Source organism: Edaphobacter sp. (genome assembly GCF_035763405.1).
Lineage (GTDB): Bacteria > Acidobacteriota > Terriglobia > Terriglobales > Acidobacteriaceae > Edaphobacter.
The window spans coordinates 31,231-47,931 of the sequence record NZ_DASUBE010000126.1 but is presented as its reverse complement, the minus strand read 5'-3'; the positions used below and the strand labels follow the sequence as shown (position 1 = coordinate 47,931).

The window sequence follows — 16,701 nt, the reverse complement described above, 5'->3', positions numbered from 1 at the left end:
GGGATGGTGCCGTGACGCCCGCGCAGAAGCAACGGCAAAAGCAAAAGCCCGGGCGTCGCGCGTCGCGCGACCCCCGGAAGATCGGCGGTGGGTGTAAGCACGCGGGCACAATGGAGACGGTAGGAAGGGGGTGACAAGATGCCAGACGACAGGCTTTCAGAGGCGGAAGTGGTCATGATGTACGAGTCCGAACAGGCACGCCGCACGCGCGGCGGGTGCACCAACTGCGGCCACACGTGGCGACCGCGCAACCCATCGCAGCGGGTGAAGCGGTGCCCGGGCTGCGGCCTGCGCAGCCACGTCAGCTACACGGTGTACTCAGACAAACCGGAGTGAAGGGCTGGCGCGGCAGGGTGGGCAAACCGGACGCGCCAGCAGCGGAAAGGCACCAAGCAAAGCCGCTCGAAGCGCCCAACGAAAAAATATCACAGAGGTGTCCACATTTCTTTGGACACCTCGCAGGACACCTGATAAAACAAGGGTTAGGGGGGCGGCGGGTAAGTTCCCCGAGGTATATAGGGGTAATGCTTTCAGAGAACAGAACGTTTCCTCACGCGATGCTGCGTGAGATCTTCGAGCAGCCCGCAGCGATCCGTGAGACCCTTGCCGCCTACACAGAGGGCGGCAGCTTGCGCGAAGAGACCTTTCTTGCCGCGCGGCAGGCGCTGGTGGGGCGGGAGAGCCTGCTGATCTCGGCGAGCGGTTCGAGCCGACATGCCGGGCTGATGGCTGAGATCCTGTTCGAGGACCTGGCCGGGATTCCGGTCGATGTCGAGTATGCGAGCGAGTATATCTATCGTTCCACGCAGACGCTGAAGGAGCCTTGCTTCATGGTGATCTCGCAGTCGGGTGAGACGGCGGACACCTCCGAGGCGCTGCGCGAGGCTACGGCGCGGGGGACGACGAGTATTGCCATTACCAACAAGGCTGATTCGACGATGGCGAAGCTGGCGAACTGCTCGCTGCCGACGATGGCAGGCGTTGAGCGCGCGATTCCGGCCACGAAGAGCTTTACAACGCAGCTCACGGTGCTCTCACTGCTTGCGTTGTTTACGGCGCGCGTTCGCGGGCGCATGACACGCGCCGTGGTGGAGTCGCACCTGCGCGACCTGCTCGTGGTGCCGGCGGAGATGGCGCGGATGCTTCCTGAGTGGGAGGCGCAGGTGGCTGCGCTTGCGCCGCATCTGCACGAGGCGGAGTCGTTTCTGTATCTGGGGCGCGGCGTGCATTATGCTATCGCTCGCGAGGGGGCGCTGAAATTGAAGGAGTCGGCGTACATCCAGGCTGAGGGCTATCCGACCGGCGAGCTGAAGCATGGCCCGAATGCGCTGGTGAATCCGCAGACCCCGCTGATTGCTCTTGCGACGCGCGACCCCCACGCTCCGGATTCGCTGCTGCGCTATGAAAAGACCGCTAATCTGCTGCGCGATATGCAGGAGCAGGGCGCGGAGGTGGTCGCTATCGTCAACGAAGGCGACACGCGGATCGCACAACTGGTTCAACACACGATCCGCATTCCGCAGGCGGTGGAGTACATCTCGCCGCTGTACGAGGTGGTGCCGTTGCAGCTTCTGGCCTACTTTATGGCCATTGGGCGCGGGATTGACGTGGACAACCCACGGAACCTGGTGAAAGCGGTTGTCCGGGAATAGCCGAGCGTGGTACGACCAATTCCGGGTATGATGCTCTGAGGCGCAGTCGGCGCACTTGGACGATACTCGGAGACACGAATGACTAAGTTTTCTATCCGGTTGGCAGTGGCAGGCATGGTGGCGGCGATGACGTTGCCCGCCGTGGCGGCAGTTAAGGTCTGCAATGTGCGGACCTATGGCGCGAAGGCTGATGGCGTCACCAAAGACACCAGAGCGATTCAGGCGGCGATTGACGACTGCGCGAGCGCCGGGGGTGGCAGGGTGATGCTCGCCGGCGGGACGTTTGTCTCTGGACCGGTGGTGCTCAAGAGCAACATCACGCTGGACATTGCCAAGGGCGCGACTTTGTTCGGCTCGCCTGATCATGCGGACTATCCGGCGAAGACGGAGTTTCGCGCTCCGGGGACGCAGTCGCTGGTGAGCGCGACGAATGCTGAAAACGTGACGATTACGGGTGGCGGCACGATTGACGGCAACGGCGAGAGTTGGTGGAAGCAGGCACGGTCGGAGCATGGCGCGGGGATTGTGGGCAAGATTCAGTTTCGTCCGCGGCTGGTGGTCTTCGACCACTGCAAGCATGTTCAGTTGACGGATGTCACGGTGCAGAATTCGCCGAGCTGGCAGATTGTTCCCTACTACACCGACGATATGGTGATTCGGAACATCCGCGTGCTGGCTCCGCAGCACTCGCCCAATACGGACGCGATTGATCCGTTCAGCTCGTCGAACATCGTGATCGACCATGTGTATGCCGATGTGGGCGATGACAATATCGCCATCAAGAGCGGCATTATCAATTCGCCTGGGCCGGATTCGCCCAGCCACAACATCACGATTACCGACTGCGACTTTATGCATGGGCACGGGCTTTCGATTGGCAGTGAGCTGGCGGGCGGCGCAAACCACATTCATGCTGAACGCATTCACTTCAATGGCACCGACCAGGGCATTCGTATCAAGGCGAACCGCGACCGCGGCAACCAGGTTTACGACATTTCGTTCAAGGACATCACGATGGAGAATGTGAAGACCTCCATTCTCATCAGCGAGTACTATCCGAAGGTGCTGCCCGGGGGGGAGGTTGCTCCTGCCCCGATTGGGCGGCTGACGCCGTTCTTCCACAACATTACGATTGAGAATGTGAAGTCGGTGAACAGCCCCTGGGCTGGAGTGATTGTCGGGTTGCCGGAATCTCCTGTGAAGGATGTCGTGCTCACGAATGTTGATATTCAGGCGAAGAAGGGCATGACGATTGCGTATGCGAACGTGGTCGGAACGAACGTCAAGATCAGTGCCGAAGAGGGGAAGGGAATCACGGTCGAGCCGAACGCGACTGCGACGTTCAAGTAAATCAGCAGGACTGGATGGGGAAGAGCGCGGCCTGTACTTCGGCCGCGCTTTTGCCTGTAATGCGGAGGACTTTGCTGCGGCCCGTGGCTCCGCTGACGAGCGAGATGCGGGCGCGGGGTACGTGGAGCAGCTCTGCGAGAAGCTCGATGAGAGCCTGGTTGGCGCGTCCGTCGGCGGGCGGAGCGGAGATGGAGATCTTGACTGCTCCGGCGTGGAGTCCGGCGATGTCGTTGCGGCGCGCTCCCGGATGCACGCGGACGCGGAGTGTGCATCCGTCTTCTACATCTTCGGCGAAGTTGGGCGGATCGTAGTTCATGCTGCACCTGATGTTCGTTTGCCGAAGATCGCTGTCCCGACGCGCACACAGGTGCTGCCCTCTGCGATGGCGACGGTGAAGTCGTTGGTCATGCCCATGGACAACTGCGTGAGCGCGGGGTGTGCTTTTTGAGAAGCATCGCGGAGGCGGCGCAGCTCGCGGAAGTAGGGGCGGGCGGTTTCGGCGTCCTCTGACCACGGCGGAACGGTCATCAGGCCGACGGCTTCGATGGCGTTGAGTTCAGCGATGGCTTCCAGCAGCGCGGGCAACTCGTTGGGGGCGACGCCGTGTTTGGATTCTTCATGGCTGAGCTTGACTTCGATGAGTATGGGCAGTTTTTTCCCCAGTGCGGCGGCGGCAGAATTGAGCCGATGGGCGATCTTGAGCGAATCGACGGCGTCGATGGCGTCAAAGAGCTCGGCAGCTTTGTTGGTTTTGTTGGATTGCAGCGGGCCGATGAGGTGAACGTGCAGATCGGTGAGGCCGGCGAGGTGGGGGGACTTCTGCTGGAACTCCTGCACACGGTTTTCGCCGAAGAGACGCTGCCCTGCGGCGTAGGCTTCGAGAATCATCTCGACGGGGTGGACTTTGCTGACGGCCATCAGGGCTATGTCGGATTCGACACGGCCAGCGCGACGGCAGGCTTCGGCGATTTGATCGTGCAGACAGGCGAGATTTTCTGCGATGGACATGCACTCTGATTTTAGAGTGGGGGTCGCGTTCCGCGTCAGGAGTTTGGGCACCGGTCTTACGGATGGCGGTGGAGCAGGTGTGTGGCGATGTCGGGCCAGAACTCGCGGAAGGTGTTGGTGAGGGCGTCGCGGCCAAGTGCGTAGGCGTACTTTTCCGAGAGCTGGCCGACGGTGCGGGACTTGCTGGGGTAGTAGGTGGTTGAGATGGCCTGCGCGATGCCGCGGCCGAAGATTTCAGAGTTGTTGAATCGCTCGTTGCCGCTGTAGGTGCGAGTGATGACGATGCGGCTGGAGGCATAGAGCGCGCGCTTGAAGACGCTGCCTTCGCCTTTGGCGAAGTATCGCCCGTCTTCGTGCAGCAGCGAGGGAAGAGCGAAGATGACGAGATAGTTGCCGTCTGTTTTGTCGACGAAGCCGCGCCAGGAGTAGCGTCCGAAGCCGGCGACGCCTTTGCCAAGCTGCGGATGAGAGTTTCCGCCTTCGGCGATGAGCGAGGTGATGCCGACAAAGACGTAGGAGGAGTAGTCGAAGCTGTTGCGCGTGGCGATACCGAAGGCCTCTTTGGGCGTGGGCGGCGGCGGAATGGCCCCGGCGCTGACGGCGCGATAGTTGGGCATGATACCGAGGATGCGCTTGGGCTGCTGTTTGGAAACGGAGGGGGTGCTTTGCAGGTCCGCCTCCTTTGCGGAGGCGGCAAGAGCCTGCTGCCGGCTGGCTGTGGTTTGGGTAGGCTGCGGAGCGTCGGGCAGGTCTGCAAGCTGTTGGGCTGGGGCGGCGAGCGTTGAGAGTAGAAGCAGAGTAAAGAGGGCGATTCGCAAGTCGGGGCCTTGAGCGCGATAGGCGCGACATTTCTGTGGAGTATGGAGGTTGTTGTTGAATTAGATACGGATTTGCGTGAAAAGTTTCGCGGCGGCAAGGAGAATCCTGCGCGGCACGGGATGTAAAAGCGAAAAGCAGATTCCTCCGCTTCGCTGCGGAATGGAAATGCAAGACTGCGGGATGGAAATACAACACCGTGCAGGATGGAAATTGGGGGCTAAGTGGAGAATGGTCCGGGGCTGAAGCTCCTCGATTTTGCCGGAGATTTTGCAGGGCCGAAGCCCTGCGCTCCCACCGAAAAGCAAGGGCGATGAGTTATTTCGGTAGCCTACATCGCCGTTGTTCCACTATGAAGGCGCGTTATCGTCCGTGCTCCTCGAGATACTTTTCGACTTCGAGGGCGGCCATGCAGCCGGAGCCTGCTGCGGTGATGGCCTGGCGGTAGCGGCGGTCCTGAATGTCGCCGCAGGCGAAGACGCCGGGGACGATCTCGCCGTTCAGGGTGGTGAAGACGTTGTTCTTCGTCAGGATGTAGCCGTCGCTGTCGAGGTCGAGCATGCCCTTGAACGCTTTGGCGTTCGGTTCGTGGCCGATGCCGAGGAACATTGCCGAGACGGGCAGGATGGACTCTTCGCCGGTGATCTTGTTCTTCAGGCGCAGGCCCTTCACGTCTTTTTCTTCGACGCCCAGCACCTCTTCGACTGTGGTGCTGGCGAGGAAGTTAATCTGCGGGTGGGCGATGGCGCGTTCGAGCATGATCTTTGAGGCTCGGAAGTGCTCGCTGCGGTTGATGAGCGTGACTTTGGTGGCGAAGCGGGTGAGGAAGAGGGCCTCTTCCATGGCGCTGTCGCCGCCGCCGATGACGGCGATTTCCTTGCCCGAGAAGAAGAAGCCGTCGCAGGTGGCACAGGAGCTGACGCCGTGCCCGATCAGCGCCTGTTCGCTGGGCAGGTTGAGCCAGCGCGCGCTCGCGCCCGAGGCAATGATGAGCGTGCGGGTGCAGATGGTCTCGCTGCCGATGTTCAGCTCAAACGGGCGCTTGGATAGATCGACGGAGTTCAGGTGCGCCATGCGCAGCTCGGCGCCGAAGCGCACGGCCTGCCGCTTCATGTTCTCGATCAGCTCCGGGCCCTGGATGCCCTCGGGCCAGCCTGGGAAGTTTTCGACCAGGGTGGTGATGGAGAGCTGGCCGCCGGGCTCGTGGCCTTCGAGCACCAATGGCTTGAGGTTCGAGCGGGCAGCGTAGATGGCGGCGGTGAGTCCGGAGCAGCCGGAGCCAAGGATCACGGTATCGCGTGTCGTATTTTCAGGCATAGGGAACCCTACTATTGTAAATGCGCTGGCACGCAAAAGGATGCAAGGCCCCGGTTTGGTGAAAGAATGAGGCCATGGCAAACCTGACCCTGGTTTACGGAATGAGACTGCTGCCCGCCGATGAGGTAGCTGCTGTTGGCGAAGCGCCGATCACGCTCAAAAACGGGAACGAAGCCCACGTTACGATGCATCTGCTCGAGGGCAGCAGGGAGCAGATTGAGGCCCAGTTGCGCATGAGCCTCGACGCTTTCTTCGATTTTTATCCCGAGATTTAGCCTTCGGTCATGTGCCCGGCGGGTGTGCCGAAACGGAGCACTGCGGCTGTGCCTCGCCTCTCCTGACGAAAGACAGGGAGAGGACGGGCGTCGGGGATGGCTGGAGTTTCGCGGATATTTCGATGCGGTTGTGTTCTGACTGCCTGCGGGTTGATGCTCGCTGCGGTGGCAGCCTCGGGGCAGAACGCCCCTCCGCACACGGTGGATGAGGCGTTGCACGAGATGTCGGACGAGGCAGGCGTTATCTTTGACGGCCAGGTGATGGCGGTCCGCCGCCAGTCTGGAGAGAATGGCGCCTCCGGTGTGGTCGAAGTTGAGTTTCGCGTGGACCAGGCTGTGCGTGGCTGCGCGACCGGTGAGCCGTACATTTTGCGAGAGTGGGCAGGGTTGTGGGCTGGAGGCGCACGGCGCTACCGTGTCGGCGAACGGCTGCTGATGTTTCTTCGCACGCCGAGTGCGTCGGGGCTGAGTTCTCCGGTTGATGGCATGGATGGCGCGGTGCCGATTCTTGGCAGCTCGCCGCTTGTTGCGGGCAGTGCGACGGCGCAGAATCCAGTGGTCGATCTGCGCTGGGTCGATGCGCAGGTCTTCCGTCCGGTCGCGTATCGGGTTCAATCCGCGCATACAGACCATCGCAGAGACACACTTCTGCCGCTTGACGCGCATGCGATGGCGCGTGGTGTTTCTCGCGGCACGGAAGACGCGACGATTTTTGTGCAGTCAAAGCCGGGAAGCAGCCGCGGAAACGCGAGTTCCGTTGCGGCGCAGCAGACTTCGGTCGAGAGCGTGATTGCGATGTTGAAGTCGTGGCAGAAGGTGTCTGATGCTGTGCGTTGACGAACGCCCGGGGCAGCGCCTTCGATGGGCGATGATGCTGGCGTTCTGCTGGCTGGCCGCAGGTGTGCACCTCTGGGCCGGAGGGCCGCGCTGGGTGACGGGACAACCGTACTTCACGACGGACGGAGTTCCGATTGTCTGGTACACCGACCACCCGCTCTACTTCACTGATCCCGGCGACCTGAGTTCGTATGTGAATCATGCGGCAGCGGATGCTTTGGTTGCGGCAGCGGCGAATGTGTGGAATGTGCCTACGTCGAGCCTGGTGCTGGGGTATGGCGGTCAGCTCGACGAGCACGTCAGCGGTGCGAATGTGTATCCGACTTCGTCTGGCCTGGTTTTTCCCATCGATGTGGAGAGCACAAACTATCTTGCAAAGCAGATCGCCATTATTTATGACTACGACGGCTCGGTGACGGACCTGCTGCTGGGAAGCGGAGCGAGCGAACCTTCCAGTTGTCGCCAGAATGCGGTGACGGAGAGCGTCGATTCGATTGTGCCTGCGGGCTACATTCAACACGCTGTTCTTGTCTTGAATGGGCGCTGTACCGGGCCTGCGCCGGAGCAACAACTCCAGATGCAGTACCAGTTGATGCGTGCCTTTGGCCGCGTGCTTGGCCTGGGCTGGTCGCAGACGAACGACAACGTCTTTACGGGCAGCCCTCAGCCTACGTACATGCAGGCGATGAACTGGCCGGTGATGCATCCGATTGACATTATCTGCGGGCCATATACGTATCAGTGCATGCCTCAGCCGTTTGTGCTTCGGGCCGATGATATTTCCGCGCTCGATGGACTCTATTTCATCAGTCAGGGAGAGGCTCCGGCGGGTAAAGCGGACACTCTGCTGAATGCCAATCGGATCTACGGTCGCGTGCTCTTTCCGACCTGGCAGGGTATGCGCGGCGTTAATGTGCTGGCGCGCCGCTGGGCGCAATATACGGACACCTCCAAGGAGGAGGACTGGTACACCGCGTCGTATGTCACCGGCTCTCTTTACCGGCGCACGGCGCCGACGGCCGTGACGGGAAGCGACACGTCGATGACCGGGAGCATGGGCTCGACCTACGGATATTACGAGGGCTACTACGACCTGACGCGGATACCGATGCTGCCGGGCGACTGGCAGAATGTTTTTCTGGAGACGGAGCCGATCAACCCGCTCTACACGGGACAATATGCGGTTGGGCCTTATATCGATAACACGGTGGAACCGTCGGGGTCGAACTCTACGCTCGATGCGGAGGTTTTGCCCAGCTATCGCGTCTCTGAGATGTGGCTCTCCACCAACGGGCCGGCGAGCGCGTGCAACCCGGGGAATAGTGGAACAGAGACTGCGCCTGTCGGTGCGGCTTCGTCGGGTTGGTGGGCGGGGTTGCTCTGCGGAAATGGCCGCACGGCGTGGTCTTCGTTGGCCATCAAGGGTGGGCGCATATTTACGGTTGAGGTTGCGGCAGAGGATGAACATGGCTTTGCGACGCGCGCGAAGGCCGAGCCGGTCATCGGCTTGTGGCAGATGTCCGACCCAACAGGCACACTGCCTACGTTAGGCTCCGAGACAGAGCCGTTCAACAGTCCAGCTACGGGTGTTACTTCGCTGACGACGGAGACAGCGCAGCCTGTTCAGTTGCGGATGGCCATTGCGGACGAACGCGGAGATGGCCGTCCTGACTACAACTATCAAGCCCGCGTGCTGTATGCGGATTCGATCTCGCCTGCAAACGTTGGCGCGGCGGGCGGGGTTGTCACCATCACCGGCATGGGTTTCCGTCCGGGCAACACGGTGACGGTGAACGGCGTGCCGGCGACGGTCACGAACTGGACGACGAATACGATTACGGCCAGTGTGCCTCCGCTGCATGATCTTGGCTCCAGCACAGGGATTGTGGCTGATGTGGCTGTCAATGATCTTGTTACCGGCGGTGTCGCGGTCATGTCCCAGGCGCTTACGTATGGGTCGCCTGCTCCAACGCTCAACCTTGTGTCGGGGCCTTCGGGGACGGTGGCGGCCGGGCAACGGGCAGCGATACCTTTTGCTGTGCAGGCACTTGCTGCCGATGGCGTGACCCCAATCGCTGGTGAGAGTATTGCCTTCACTGCGAGCCCAGGCAGTGTGACGTTCGGGGCCTGCGGCTTGAGTTCGTGCACTCTTTCTACGGATGCCTCTGGAACGGCATCGACGACGATCACGCCCCTTACTACGGGTAGCGTTACGCTCACTGCAACTGGCTCCTCCGGAGTGGTGACGATCTCGTTTACGGCAGCGAACGAGGTCAGATCCGTGGTTGCCTACAGCCCTGTGGAGTACATCGCTGCGGGAGCCGTCGTCTCGTGGGCACCTGCAGTGAACCTTGCGGACAGCCTCGGTTTTACCGCTGGTGTGACCGTTAGCTGGACGCCGGTTGCCGGGCTCATTGCCGTTTCGCCGGGTCAGTCCGCGGCAAATGGGATGGGAGTAGCTCAGACCGCTGCTACAGCGGGCCCGCTTGCAGCGGGAGCGCAGGCCGTGGCTCGCGCCTGCGCGTGGGTGACTGTGTGTACGAACTTCGCGGCGCAGGGGGTGGATGCGTCGGATCTTCGCCTGGTGATTGTCAGTGGCACCGGGCAGTCGGTTGCGGCGAACAGCACACTCACGCCGGTTGTGCTTCAGGTCGTCGATACTGCGAACGATCCTGTGGCCGGGGCAACGGTTGCGGTTCACCAAACCATCAGCGCCTGGCAGGCGCTTTGTCCGGTCAGAGGGCGGTGTCCTGTTCCGCCGGTGGAGGGTTCATCGGAGTCGTCCATGGTCTCCGATGCGAGTGGACTCATCACCGTGGCTCCGATCCAGATATCGGGTGCGGCCGAGAGCACGAATATAGTGGCGGCCACTGGGACGCAAGGGTTTATTTCGCTCGCCATTCAAAAGCATCCGTGACCGGGGAGCGAAAAGAGAAGCCGGGAATCTGTGCGAGGCATCACAATAGAGGTAGACACGAATGAATCTGGAGAGGCTGCTATGGCACAGATGTCGGACAATGTGGGTGTACGCAAGCGAGTCGTGATTCTGGGAGGCGGGTTTGGTGGAATCAACGCGGCGATGCGTCTGGGCAACCTGCCGGTGGATGTGACGCTTGTTGACCGCAGGAATCATCACACCTTTCAGCCGCTGCTTTATCAGGTGGCACTCGCGGTGCTTTCGCCTGGAGAGATTGCACAGCCGATTCGCTCGATTCTGCGCGACTATCAGAACATTGAAGTGCTGATGGATGAGGCGGTCGGCTTCGACATTGCGCAGCAGCATGTGAAGTTCAAGACCGGCGCGGAGATTGAATACGACTATCTGATTGTCGCTACCGGCTCTACGCACTCCTACTTTGGCCGCGATGACTGGGCCAAACTTGCACCGGGCCTGAAGACGGTCGAAGATGCGACTGAGATTCGCCGCCGTGTGCTGCTCGCGTTCGAGCTTGCGGAGCGGCAGATGCAGGAGGTCGGCAGCCATCCTCCGCTGAACTTTGTCATCATCGGCGGCGGCCCTACCGGCGTGGAACTGGCAGGCGCCATCAGTGACATTGCCAAGCTGTATATGACGAAGGACTTTCGCCACATCGATCCGAAGATGGCGCAGGTACTGATTCTGGAAGGCTCGCCGCATATTCTTGGCGCATATCCTGAAGACTTACAGGCCAAGGCGCTCGATCAGCTTCGTGACCTTGGCATCAATGTTCGCACTCATGCGAAGGTTACGGATGTGCAGCCGGGTTATGTCATGCTTGGCGACGAGCGCATCGATGCGGTGGTGACGTTGTGGGCCGCGGGTGTGCAGGCATCTCCGCTTGGCAAGCTGCTGGGCTTCGAGACGGATCGCAGGGGCTGCGTACTTGTCGATGCACATCTCAATCCGCCGGGCCATCCGGAGATCTTTATCTGCGGCGATCTGGCGCATGTAGAGCAGGATGGCAAGCAGGTCCCTGGCGTTGCCCAGCCTGCCATGCAGATGGGCGCTTATGCTGCGCGACGCATTGCAAGACTGGTCGCGGCGGATTTTGGCAGCGATGGGAGCGGCATCAACGCGCCGTTTCACTACTTCGACAAAGGCGATATGGCCACTATCGGGCGGAAGGCAGCGGTTGCCAATATCAAGTGGCCCTTCAAAGGCCACTGGAGCGGATTCCCGGCGTGGTTTGTGTGGCTCGTCGTCCACATTTTTTTTCTTATTGGCTTCCGCAACCGCATGGCTGTCTTCAGGCAATGGGCATGGACGTACCTCACCTTCAATGACGGCGTGCGGTTGATTACCGGATCGCAGGAGTTGCCGGGGTGGGCGAACCAGGATGGCAGCCAAAGGCCGCTCGATCTCGGCTCGCCGAATACATAGCGATTGATGGGCTGTGCCGCTATCGCGTAGGAAGTCGCATTGTTGCGCCTTCTTCGAGCACCTTGATCTTTTGTTTGATTCCGAGCCGTTCGGCTTCTGCCAACAGTCGCCGCACCGGTTCGTCCATTGGCTCGCGGCCTAGCTGAAACGTTCCGTAGTGCATGGGCACCATGCGATCGGCGCCCATCTCGACGAAGCCGCGCAGCGCGTCTTCAGGGCTGGTATGCACGACGCGGTAGCTGTCCGGGTAGTATGCGCCGATGGGCAGCAGGGCAATCTGCGGCCCCAGCCGCTCGCCGATCTCGCGGAAGCCGCTGAAGTAGGCTGTGTCTCCGGAATGATAGACCGAGAACTCGCCGTTGCTCACGACGTATCCGCCATAGCCTCGGTGGGTGTCGCGGAACATGCGCGCGCCCCAGTGTTTGCAGGGAGTCATGGTGATGCGCAGACCCTGCATTTCCAGCTCGTGCCACCACTCCAGCGTGTGGACGCGACGAAAGCCAAGGTCGGCTACGAGGTCTTCCACGCCTGCGGGCACTACGACCTCGGGAGCGTGGCCCGCGAGCTGTCGTGTGGCCCGCACAACGCGGCGCAGCGAGGCGAGGTTCAGGTGGTCCATGTGCGCGTGGGTCAACAGTACTGCATCGATGGGGGGCAGCTCTTCGATGAGCAGTCCCGGGAATCGCTGCCTGCGCAGCAGAATCAGGCGCTTGGCAAAGACAGGGTCTACCAGGACGCGGCGTCCGCCGATTTGCAGCAGGAAGGAGGAGTGGCCAATGAAGGTTACGCCGAGCTCTTCCGGGCCGACGAGTACGGCGGGTTGTGGGACGCCGGTCATCGGTTGGGCGTGGCTCTCCCGAGCCAGCCGCGCAAGCTGTCGCACCTTGGTTACAAGAAACGGCTGCTGCCGCCACCAACTGAACATGGTTCCTCTATGAGAGTAGATGCCGTTTCGGGTGTTTGCGCATCATGCTGCGACTCACTTCGCCGTCAGTGCTTTTGCCGCGCTGGATTCTGCTGCCATCGCTTTCTGAGCCCATGCCGCATAGGTCAGCCGGTCCTTCATTGCAAGCCAGTCGGTTTCGGGGAGTACCATCAGGTCTTTGCGCTGGATGCCGGGGAATCCGGTGCCGAGTGCGTCGAGGCCGCCTTCGCGGTCTTCGCGCATGTAGTTTTTGGTGATGTCCACATTGTTAGCCCGGGCCCAGGTGCTGACGTGGGTGGTGGGCTCGGCTGTGATCGTCTTTGCATTCCAGATTGCAAAATGGAGTTGCTGGTTCAGCCATTCGACGCCGTCGCGGTCTACCCACGAGGTGCGGTGGTCGATGCCGGGGTAGAAGATCGTGGTGAACATGTTTTTGTCTGTGCCGCGGAGGGCAATTGCGCGCTGGCGGACGGCGGCAAACCATGCGGCGTCGTGGTGTGGGATGTCCATCACTTTGTCTGCTGCACCGTTCATGACGTACATCGGTCCGCGTGCTGCGTTCAGTGCGTAGAGAATTGCGCCGCGGTCGCCCAGCACGGCGAGCGAACGGTATGGAGGCGACTGGCAGGGCAGGGGATTGGAGTCGAAGTAGCCTCCGGGGCCGTCGTAGTCGCCGCCTCCGCTCAAGAGCACGGCGTGAATTCGGGTGTCGATGGCTCCGGTGATTCCGGTGATGAAGGAGCCCATCGAATACCCCACGGTGGCGATGCGTGACGGGTCCACCTCGGGGCGCGAGATCAGATAACTGACCGCCTGCATCACATCGACCTGCATCAGCCCGGCGAGGCGCTGGCCCCAATCTGTTCGCGGCAGACCTGCGGGTGGGTCCACCCATTTGTCGTGCGCGCCGGCGCGGGATTTTTTGTCGATGTTGCGTTCACCTTCGCCGATGGGGTCGTAGGTCACGACGACTGCTCCGGCTTTGGCAAAGAGCATGCCGCTGTAGAAGGCGTACCAACTGAATTTGTCGCCACCGTGTCCGTTGACGACGACGATGCCAGGCAGTTTCCCCTCCCACTTCACTATCTTTGGATCGGGCCGGTAGACAATCGCGGGGACCACCATGCCATCGGCGGTGTTGTAGGTGACGCGGTCGGCCAGCACGCCGGGCATAGGCGAAAACGTAGACCAGGTTTTTGCGTCGAGCTTCGGCAGCGGCGTGGGGATGTAGAGCTGCTTGCGGATCGTCTGCCGCCACTGGGCCAGACGCGCGGCCTGCTGCTTCGCGGTGAGGTCCTTTGCCGGGGCCTCTGGCTTTACGGCCTCTCCCACGCCGGCCGTTCGTCGCTGCTCTGGCGTTGGGGGTTGCGCGACTGCAATGCAGCAGCCGAGCAGGAGGCACTCCATCAGCCCAATACATATCCAATGCTGTTTCAATCGACCGGTCATCGCATGCTCCTGCTGATTTCTTTACCAACCAAGTTACACATCTGTCCCCGCAGGCTACAATCTCCCCATCGCATGAATGTCTACGTTATCGTTCTGGCCGCCATCGTTCTTACTTTGTTGACTGTCTCGCTCACCCGTCTCAACAAGGTTAAGACCAAGGCCGATTATCTTGTTGCGGGACGCACGCTTCCGACCTATGTCCTCGTCTTCACGCTGCTATGCAGTTGGATCGGGTCGGGGTCACTGCTGGGCGGGGCCGAGAATGCTTATCGTCACGGCTTCGCTGCGCTGTGGCAGGGCGGCGGAGGATGGGCCGGCTTGCTGCTCATCTACTTCATTGCACCGAGGGCGAGGAAGTTTGCGCAGTTCACCATTCCCGATCTGCTGGAAGCGCGCTATAACCAGACTGCGCGCGTGCTCGGTGTCATTGCGGTGCTTTTTACCTATACCGCGATCACCAGCTATCAGTTCGTCGGGGGCGGAGATATTCTGCACCTGATCTTTCCCGCGTACATTTCGCCGACCTTTGGCCAGTTCATCATTGCGGTCTTTGTTATCTTCTTCACCGCCATTGCGGGTATGTCATCGGTTGCCTATATGGATGTCGCCATTGGCGTGATTGCGACCGCTGCCCTGCTGATCGCTTTTCCTCTTCTCACGCATCGGGCTGGAGGATGGGCTGCTGTTCATGCAGCTCTTCCTTCCACGCACTTCCAGTTCCTCGGCGACATCCCGTTCTTCAACGGACGAGTTCTGCCGAGTGGCGAGCGCGTGTCGTCGGCGCTGGAACTCTTTCTGCCTACGTGCCTGCTGCTTCTGGGCAATCAGTCGATGTACCAGAAATTTTTCTCTGCCAAGTCAGAGAAGGCTGCGACTCAAGCCGTTGTGGGCTGGCTGGCGGGTACGCTGGTGCTGGAGACGGTAATTGTCGCCATTGCTGTCGTCGGCTCGGTTCTCTATCCCACGGGCGAGGTGGCCGCCGCGCCGCGCGAGATACTTGCTTACTGCGGTCTGCATGGCTTCACCGGCTCCCGGGCGCTCTCGCTCTTTGGTGCGCTGCTGGTTGGTGCCATCTTCGCTAAGATCGTCTCAACCGCGAATAACTACCTTTTCTCACCTGCCACGAATCTGGTCAACGACATCTTTGTCCGCTATGTTTCGCCCGATGCTTCCAACAAGCGCGTGCTTATCGTCTCGCGCCTGATGGTTGTTCTGCTTGGCATCTGGGCGTTGTATCAGTCGGTCAGCATCACGTCGGTTCTGGCGAAGTCGCTCTATGCGTATACGATCTACGCGGCGTCGCTTACTCCGGTGATTTTGGCGGCGTTTTTCTGGAAGCGGGCTACAGCGGCCGCTGCTGTCGCCAGCATCGCCACCGGAACAGTGGTTACGGTCTGCTGGGACACTGCCTTTATGCGTTCGCATCTGCCACCCACGCTTGCCGCTGCAGACGCCATCTTTCCTGCGCTGTTTGCTTCGCTTCTTTGCCTTTTTGCCGTTAGCCTCTTCACCGCAGCGCCGTCTGCCAGCCAGTTGGAGCCCTTCGGCGAAGCGTGATGCAAACCGCGCGCGTGGCGAAGCGTCTAAACTGTTGCCATCGGCGCTATGACTACACATCCCGTTACTCCGGCAAAAGGCTTTGTTCAGGCGGCGACGTTTCTTCTGGTTGCGGCAGGGCTGGTCTTCTGTACTGCGTCGGTTGGTCTGGGGCAGGCTGCGCAGCAAAAGCCGCTTCCTGTCCCGGCCTCGTCGCCGGACACGACGACCCCGCACCGCACGCGGCTCATCCTCAGGGATGGGAGCTATCAGATTGTGATGAGCTATCGCGTGGTCGGCAACGTCGTTCGCTACATCAGCGCCGAGCGTGGCGGCGAAGAGGAAGAGGTCCCGGCCTCGCTGGTCGATTTCGCGGCCACGCGCCGCTGGGAGCAGGAGCACGCGGCTGCTTCCGGCGACAATGCCAGTCCGACGCAGGCACCGCCGATTGATCCTGAGTTGCTGAAAGAAGAGGCTGATCGTGCGGCGTTGACGCCTGAGGTGGCGAAGGACCTTCGCCTGCCGGAAGAGTATGACACGCTCATTCTCGATACCTTCCATGGCACGCCTGAGCTCGTGCCGCTGCCGCAGACGAATAGCGACCTGAACCGCAACACGGCGCATAATCTGCTGCGCGCGGTCATCAATCCGCTCGCGGCGGCGCACCAGATTATTACGCTCAAGGGTGAGCGGTCCTACGTGCAGGTCCATGTTGCACAACCTGTGCTTTATCTGCGCGTTGGTGACGAGTCCGTAGCCCCCACGGCAGGGGCTCCCTTTACGGTCGATACTCATGGGGTTACCAGTGCCATCAAAAATGGACCCGGCGGCGGTTCTTCTCAGAGCCGCTATGTGATTGTGCGGGCTGATGTCCGTACCGACGAGCGCGTCATTGCCAGCTTCCAGATCAACCTGCTGGGCAGCGGCCACCTACAGCAGGATGTCGTCGAGACGACCACCGAGGTGTTACCGGGTGGCCATTGGATGAAGATTACCCCCACGCAGCCTCTGGACTTCGGCGAGTATGCCCTGATGGAAGTCATCTCCGACAATGCCGTGAATCTGAGCGTCTGGGATTTTGGCGTTCACCCGGTTGCGCCGGAGAACCGCGACGTCATCAAGCCTGAACCACGACGCCCTGCAACGCTTGAGCGCCGGGCTAATCGTTGAGTGGAG

The 16,701-nt window shown here is 60.9% G+C and carries 15 protein-coding genes; 9 read left to right on the top strand and 6 right to left on the bottom strand.

All coding sequences use genetic code 11. The annotated features are described in order from the left end of the window. Positions 1-138 precede the first annotated feature (138 nt). The 3 genes from VFU66_RS12695 to VFU66_RS12685 all read left to right on the top strand — a co-directional run bounded on the left by VFU66_RS12695 (position 139) and on the right by VFU66_RS12685 (position 3,002). Complete coding sequence (locus VFU66_RS12695; protein WP_326446631.1) at positions 139-336, top strand: hypothetical protein; 198 nt, start codon at positions 139-141, stop codon at positions 334-336. A gap of 188 nt (positions 337-524) precedes the next feature. After that, positions 525-1,652 (top strand): SIS domain-containing protein, encoded by a 1,128-nt coding sequence (locus tag VFU66_RS12690; protein ID WP_326446630.1) that lies wholly within the window; start codon positions 525-527, stop codon positions 1,650-1,652. Between the two features lie 78 nt (positions 1,653-1,730). Beyond that, positions 1,731-3,002, top strand: coding sequence for a glycoside hydrolase family 28 protein (locus VFU66_RS12685; protein WP_326446629.1), 1,272 nt, complete (start codon positions 1,731-1,733; stop codon positions 3,000-3,002). A 1-nt stretch (position 3,003) separates the two neighbouring features. On the opposite strand, the gene VFU66_RS12680 is transcribed toward VFU66_RS12685, so the two are convergent. The 4 genes from VFU66_RS12680 to trxB all read right to left on the bottom strand — a co-directional run bounded on the left by VFU66_RS12680 (position 3,004) and on the right by trxB (position 6,143). Further along, entirely contained in the window at positions 3,004-3,318 is a 315-nt protein-coding gene (locus tag VFU66_RS12680) for a DUF167 domain-containing protein (RefSeq protein ID WP_326446628.1), read from the bottom strand. Further along, positions 3,315-4,010 (bottom strand): YggS family pyridoxal phosphate-dependent enzyme, encoded by a 696-nt coding sequence (locus tag VFU66_RS12675; RefSeq protein WP_326446627.1) that lies wholly within the window; start codon positions 4,008-4,010, stop codon positions 3,315-3,317. The genes VFU66_RS12680 and VFU66_RS12675 overlap by 4 nt, the downstream gene beginning before the upstream one ends. Before the next feature lie 56 nt (positions 4,011-4,066). Next, positions 4,067-4,828 carry a hypothetical protein gene (locus VFU66_RS12670; protein WP_326446626.1) on the bottom strand — a complete coding sequence of 254 codons (762 nt, stop codon included), beginning with the start codon at positions 4,826-4,828 and terminating at the stop codon, positions 4,067-4,069. Positions 4,829-5,189: 361 nt separating this feature from the next. Then, complete coding sequence (trxB, locus tag VFU66_RS12665; RefSeq protein WP_326446625.1) at positions 5,190-6,143, bottom strand: thioredoxin-disulfide reductase; 954 nt, start codon at positions 6,141-6,143, stop codon at positions 5,190-5,192. A gap of 74 nt (positions 6,144-6,217) precedes the next feature. Here trxB and VFU66_RS12660 point away from each other — a divergent pair, with 74 nt between their 5' ends. The 4 genes from VFU66_RS12660 to VFU66_RS12645 all read left to right on the top strand — a co-directional run bounded on the left by VFU66_RS12660 (position 6,218) and on the right by VFU66_RS12645 (position 11,615). Further along, a complete protein-coding gene (locus VFU66_RS12660) occupies positions 6,218-6,418 on the top strand; it encodes an allantoinase (protein WP_326446624.1) in 201 nt (66 codons plus the stop codon). Between the two features lie 96 nt (positions 6,419-6,514). Further along, positions 6,515-7,255 carry a hypothetical protein gene (locus VFU66_RS12655; protein ID WP_326446623.1) on the top strand — a complete coding sequence of 247 codons (741 nt, stop codon included), beginning with the start codon at positions 6,515-6,517 and terminating at the stop codon, positions 7,253-7,255. Continuing rightward, positions 7,242-10,172, top strand: coding sequence for an IPT/TIG domain-containing protein (locus VFU66_RS12650; protein ID WP_326446622.1), 2,931 nt, complete (start codon positions 7,242-7,244; stop codon positions 10,170-10,172). Before VFU66_RS12655 ends, VFU66_RS12650 begins: the two co-directional genes overlap by 14 nt. Before the next feature lie 81 nt (positions 10,173-10,253). Beyond that, positions 10,254-11,615, top strand: a complete 1,362-nt coding sequence (locus tag VFU66_RS12645) for an NAD(P)/FAD-dependent oxidoreductase (RefSeq protein ID WP_414649438.1) — start codon at positions 10,254-10,256, stop codon at positions 11,613-11,615. Between the two features lie 19 nt (positions 11,616-11,634). On the opposite strand, the gene VFU66_RS12640 is transcribed toward VFU66_RS12645, so the two are convergent. Both VFU66_RS12640 and VFU66_RS12635 read right to left on the bottom strand, forming a co-directional pair. Next, the gene (locus tag VFU66_RS12640; protein WP_326446621.1) at positions 11,635-12,540 is read right to left on the bottom strand and encodes an MBL fold metallo-hydrolase; all 906 of its coding nucleotides are present in this window, start codon (positions 12,538-12,540) and stop codon (positions 11,635-11,637) included. Positions 12,541-12,594: 54 nt separating this feature from the next. Continuing rightward, positions 12,595-13,989, bottom strand: coding sequence for an alpha/beta hydrolase family protein (locus VFU66_RS12635; RefSeq protein ID WP_326446620.1), 1,395 nt, complete (start codon positions 13,987-13,989; stop codon positions 12,595-12,597). Positions 13,990-14,061: 72 nt separating this feature from the next. Here VFU66_RS12635 and VFU66_RS12630 point away from each other — a divergent pair, with 72 nt between their 5' ends. Beyond that, the gene (locus VFU66_RS12630) at positions 14,062-15,546 is read left to right on the top strand and encodes a sodium:solute symporter family protein (protein ID WP_326446619.1); all 1,485 of its coding nucleotides are present in this window, start codon (positions 14,062-14,064) and stop codon (positions 15,544-15,546) included. 48 nt (positions 15,547-15,594) lie between these two features. After that, positions 15,595-16,695, top strand: a complete 1,101-nt coding sequence (locus VFU66_RS12625) for a hypothetical protein (RefSeq protein ID WP_326446618.1) — start codon at positions 15,595-15,597, stop codon at positions 16,693-16,695. Positions 16,696-16,701 lie beyond the last annotated feature (6 nt).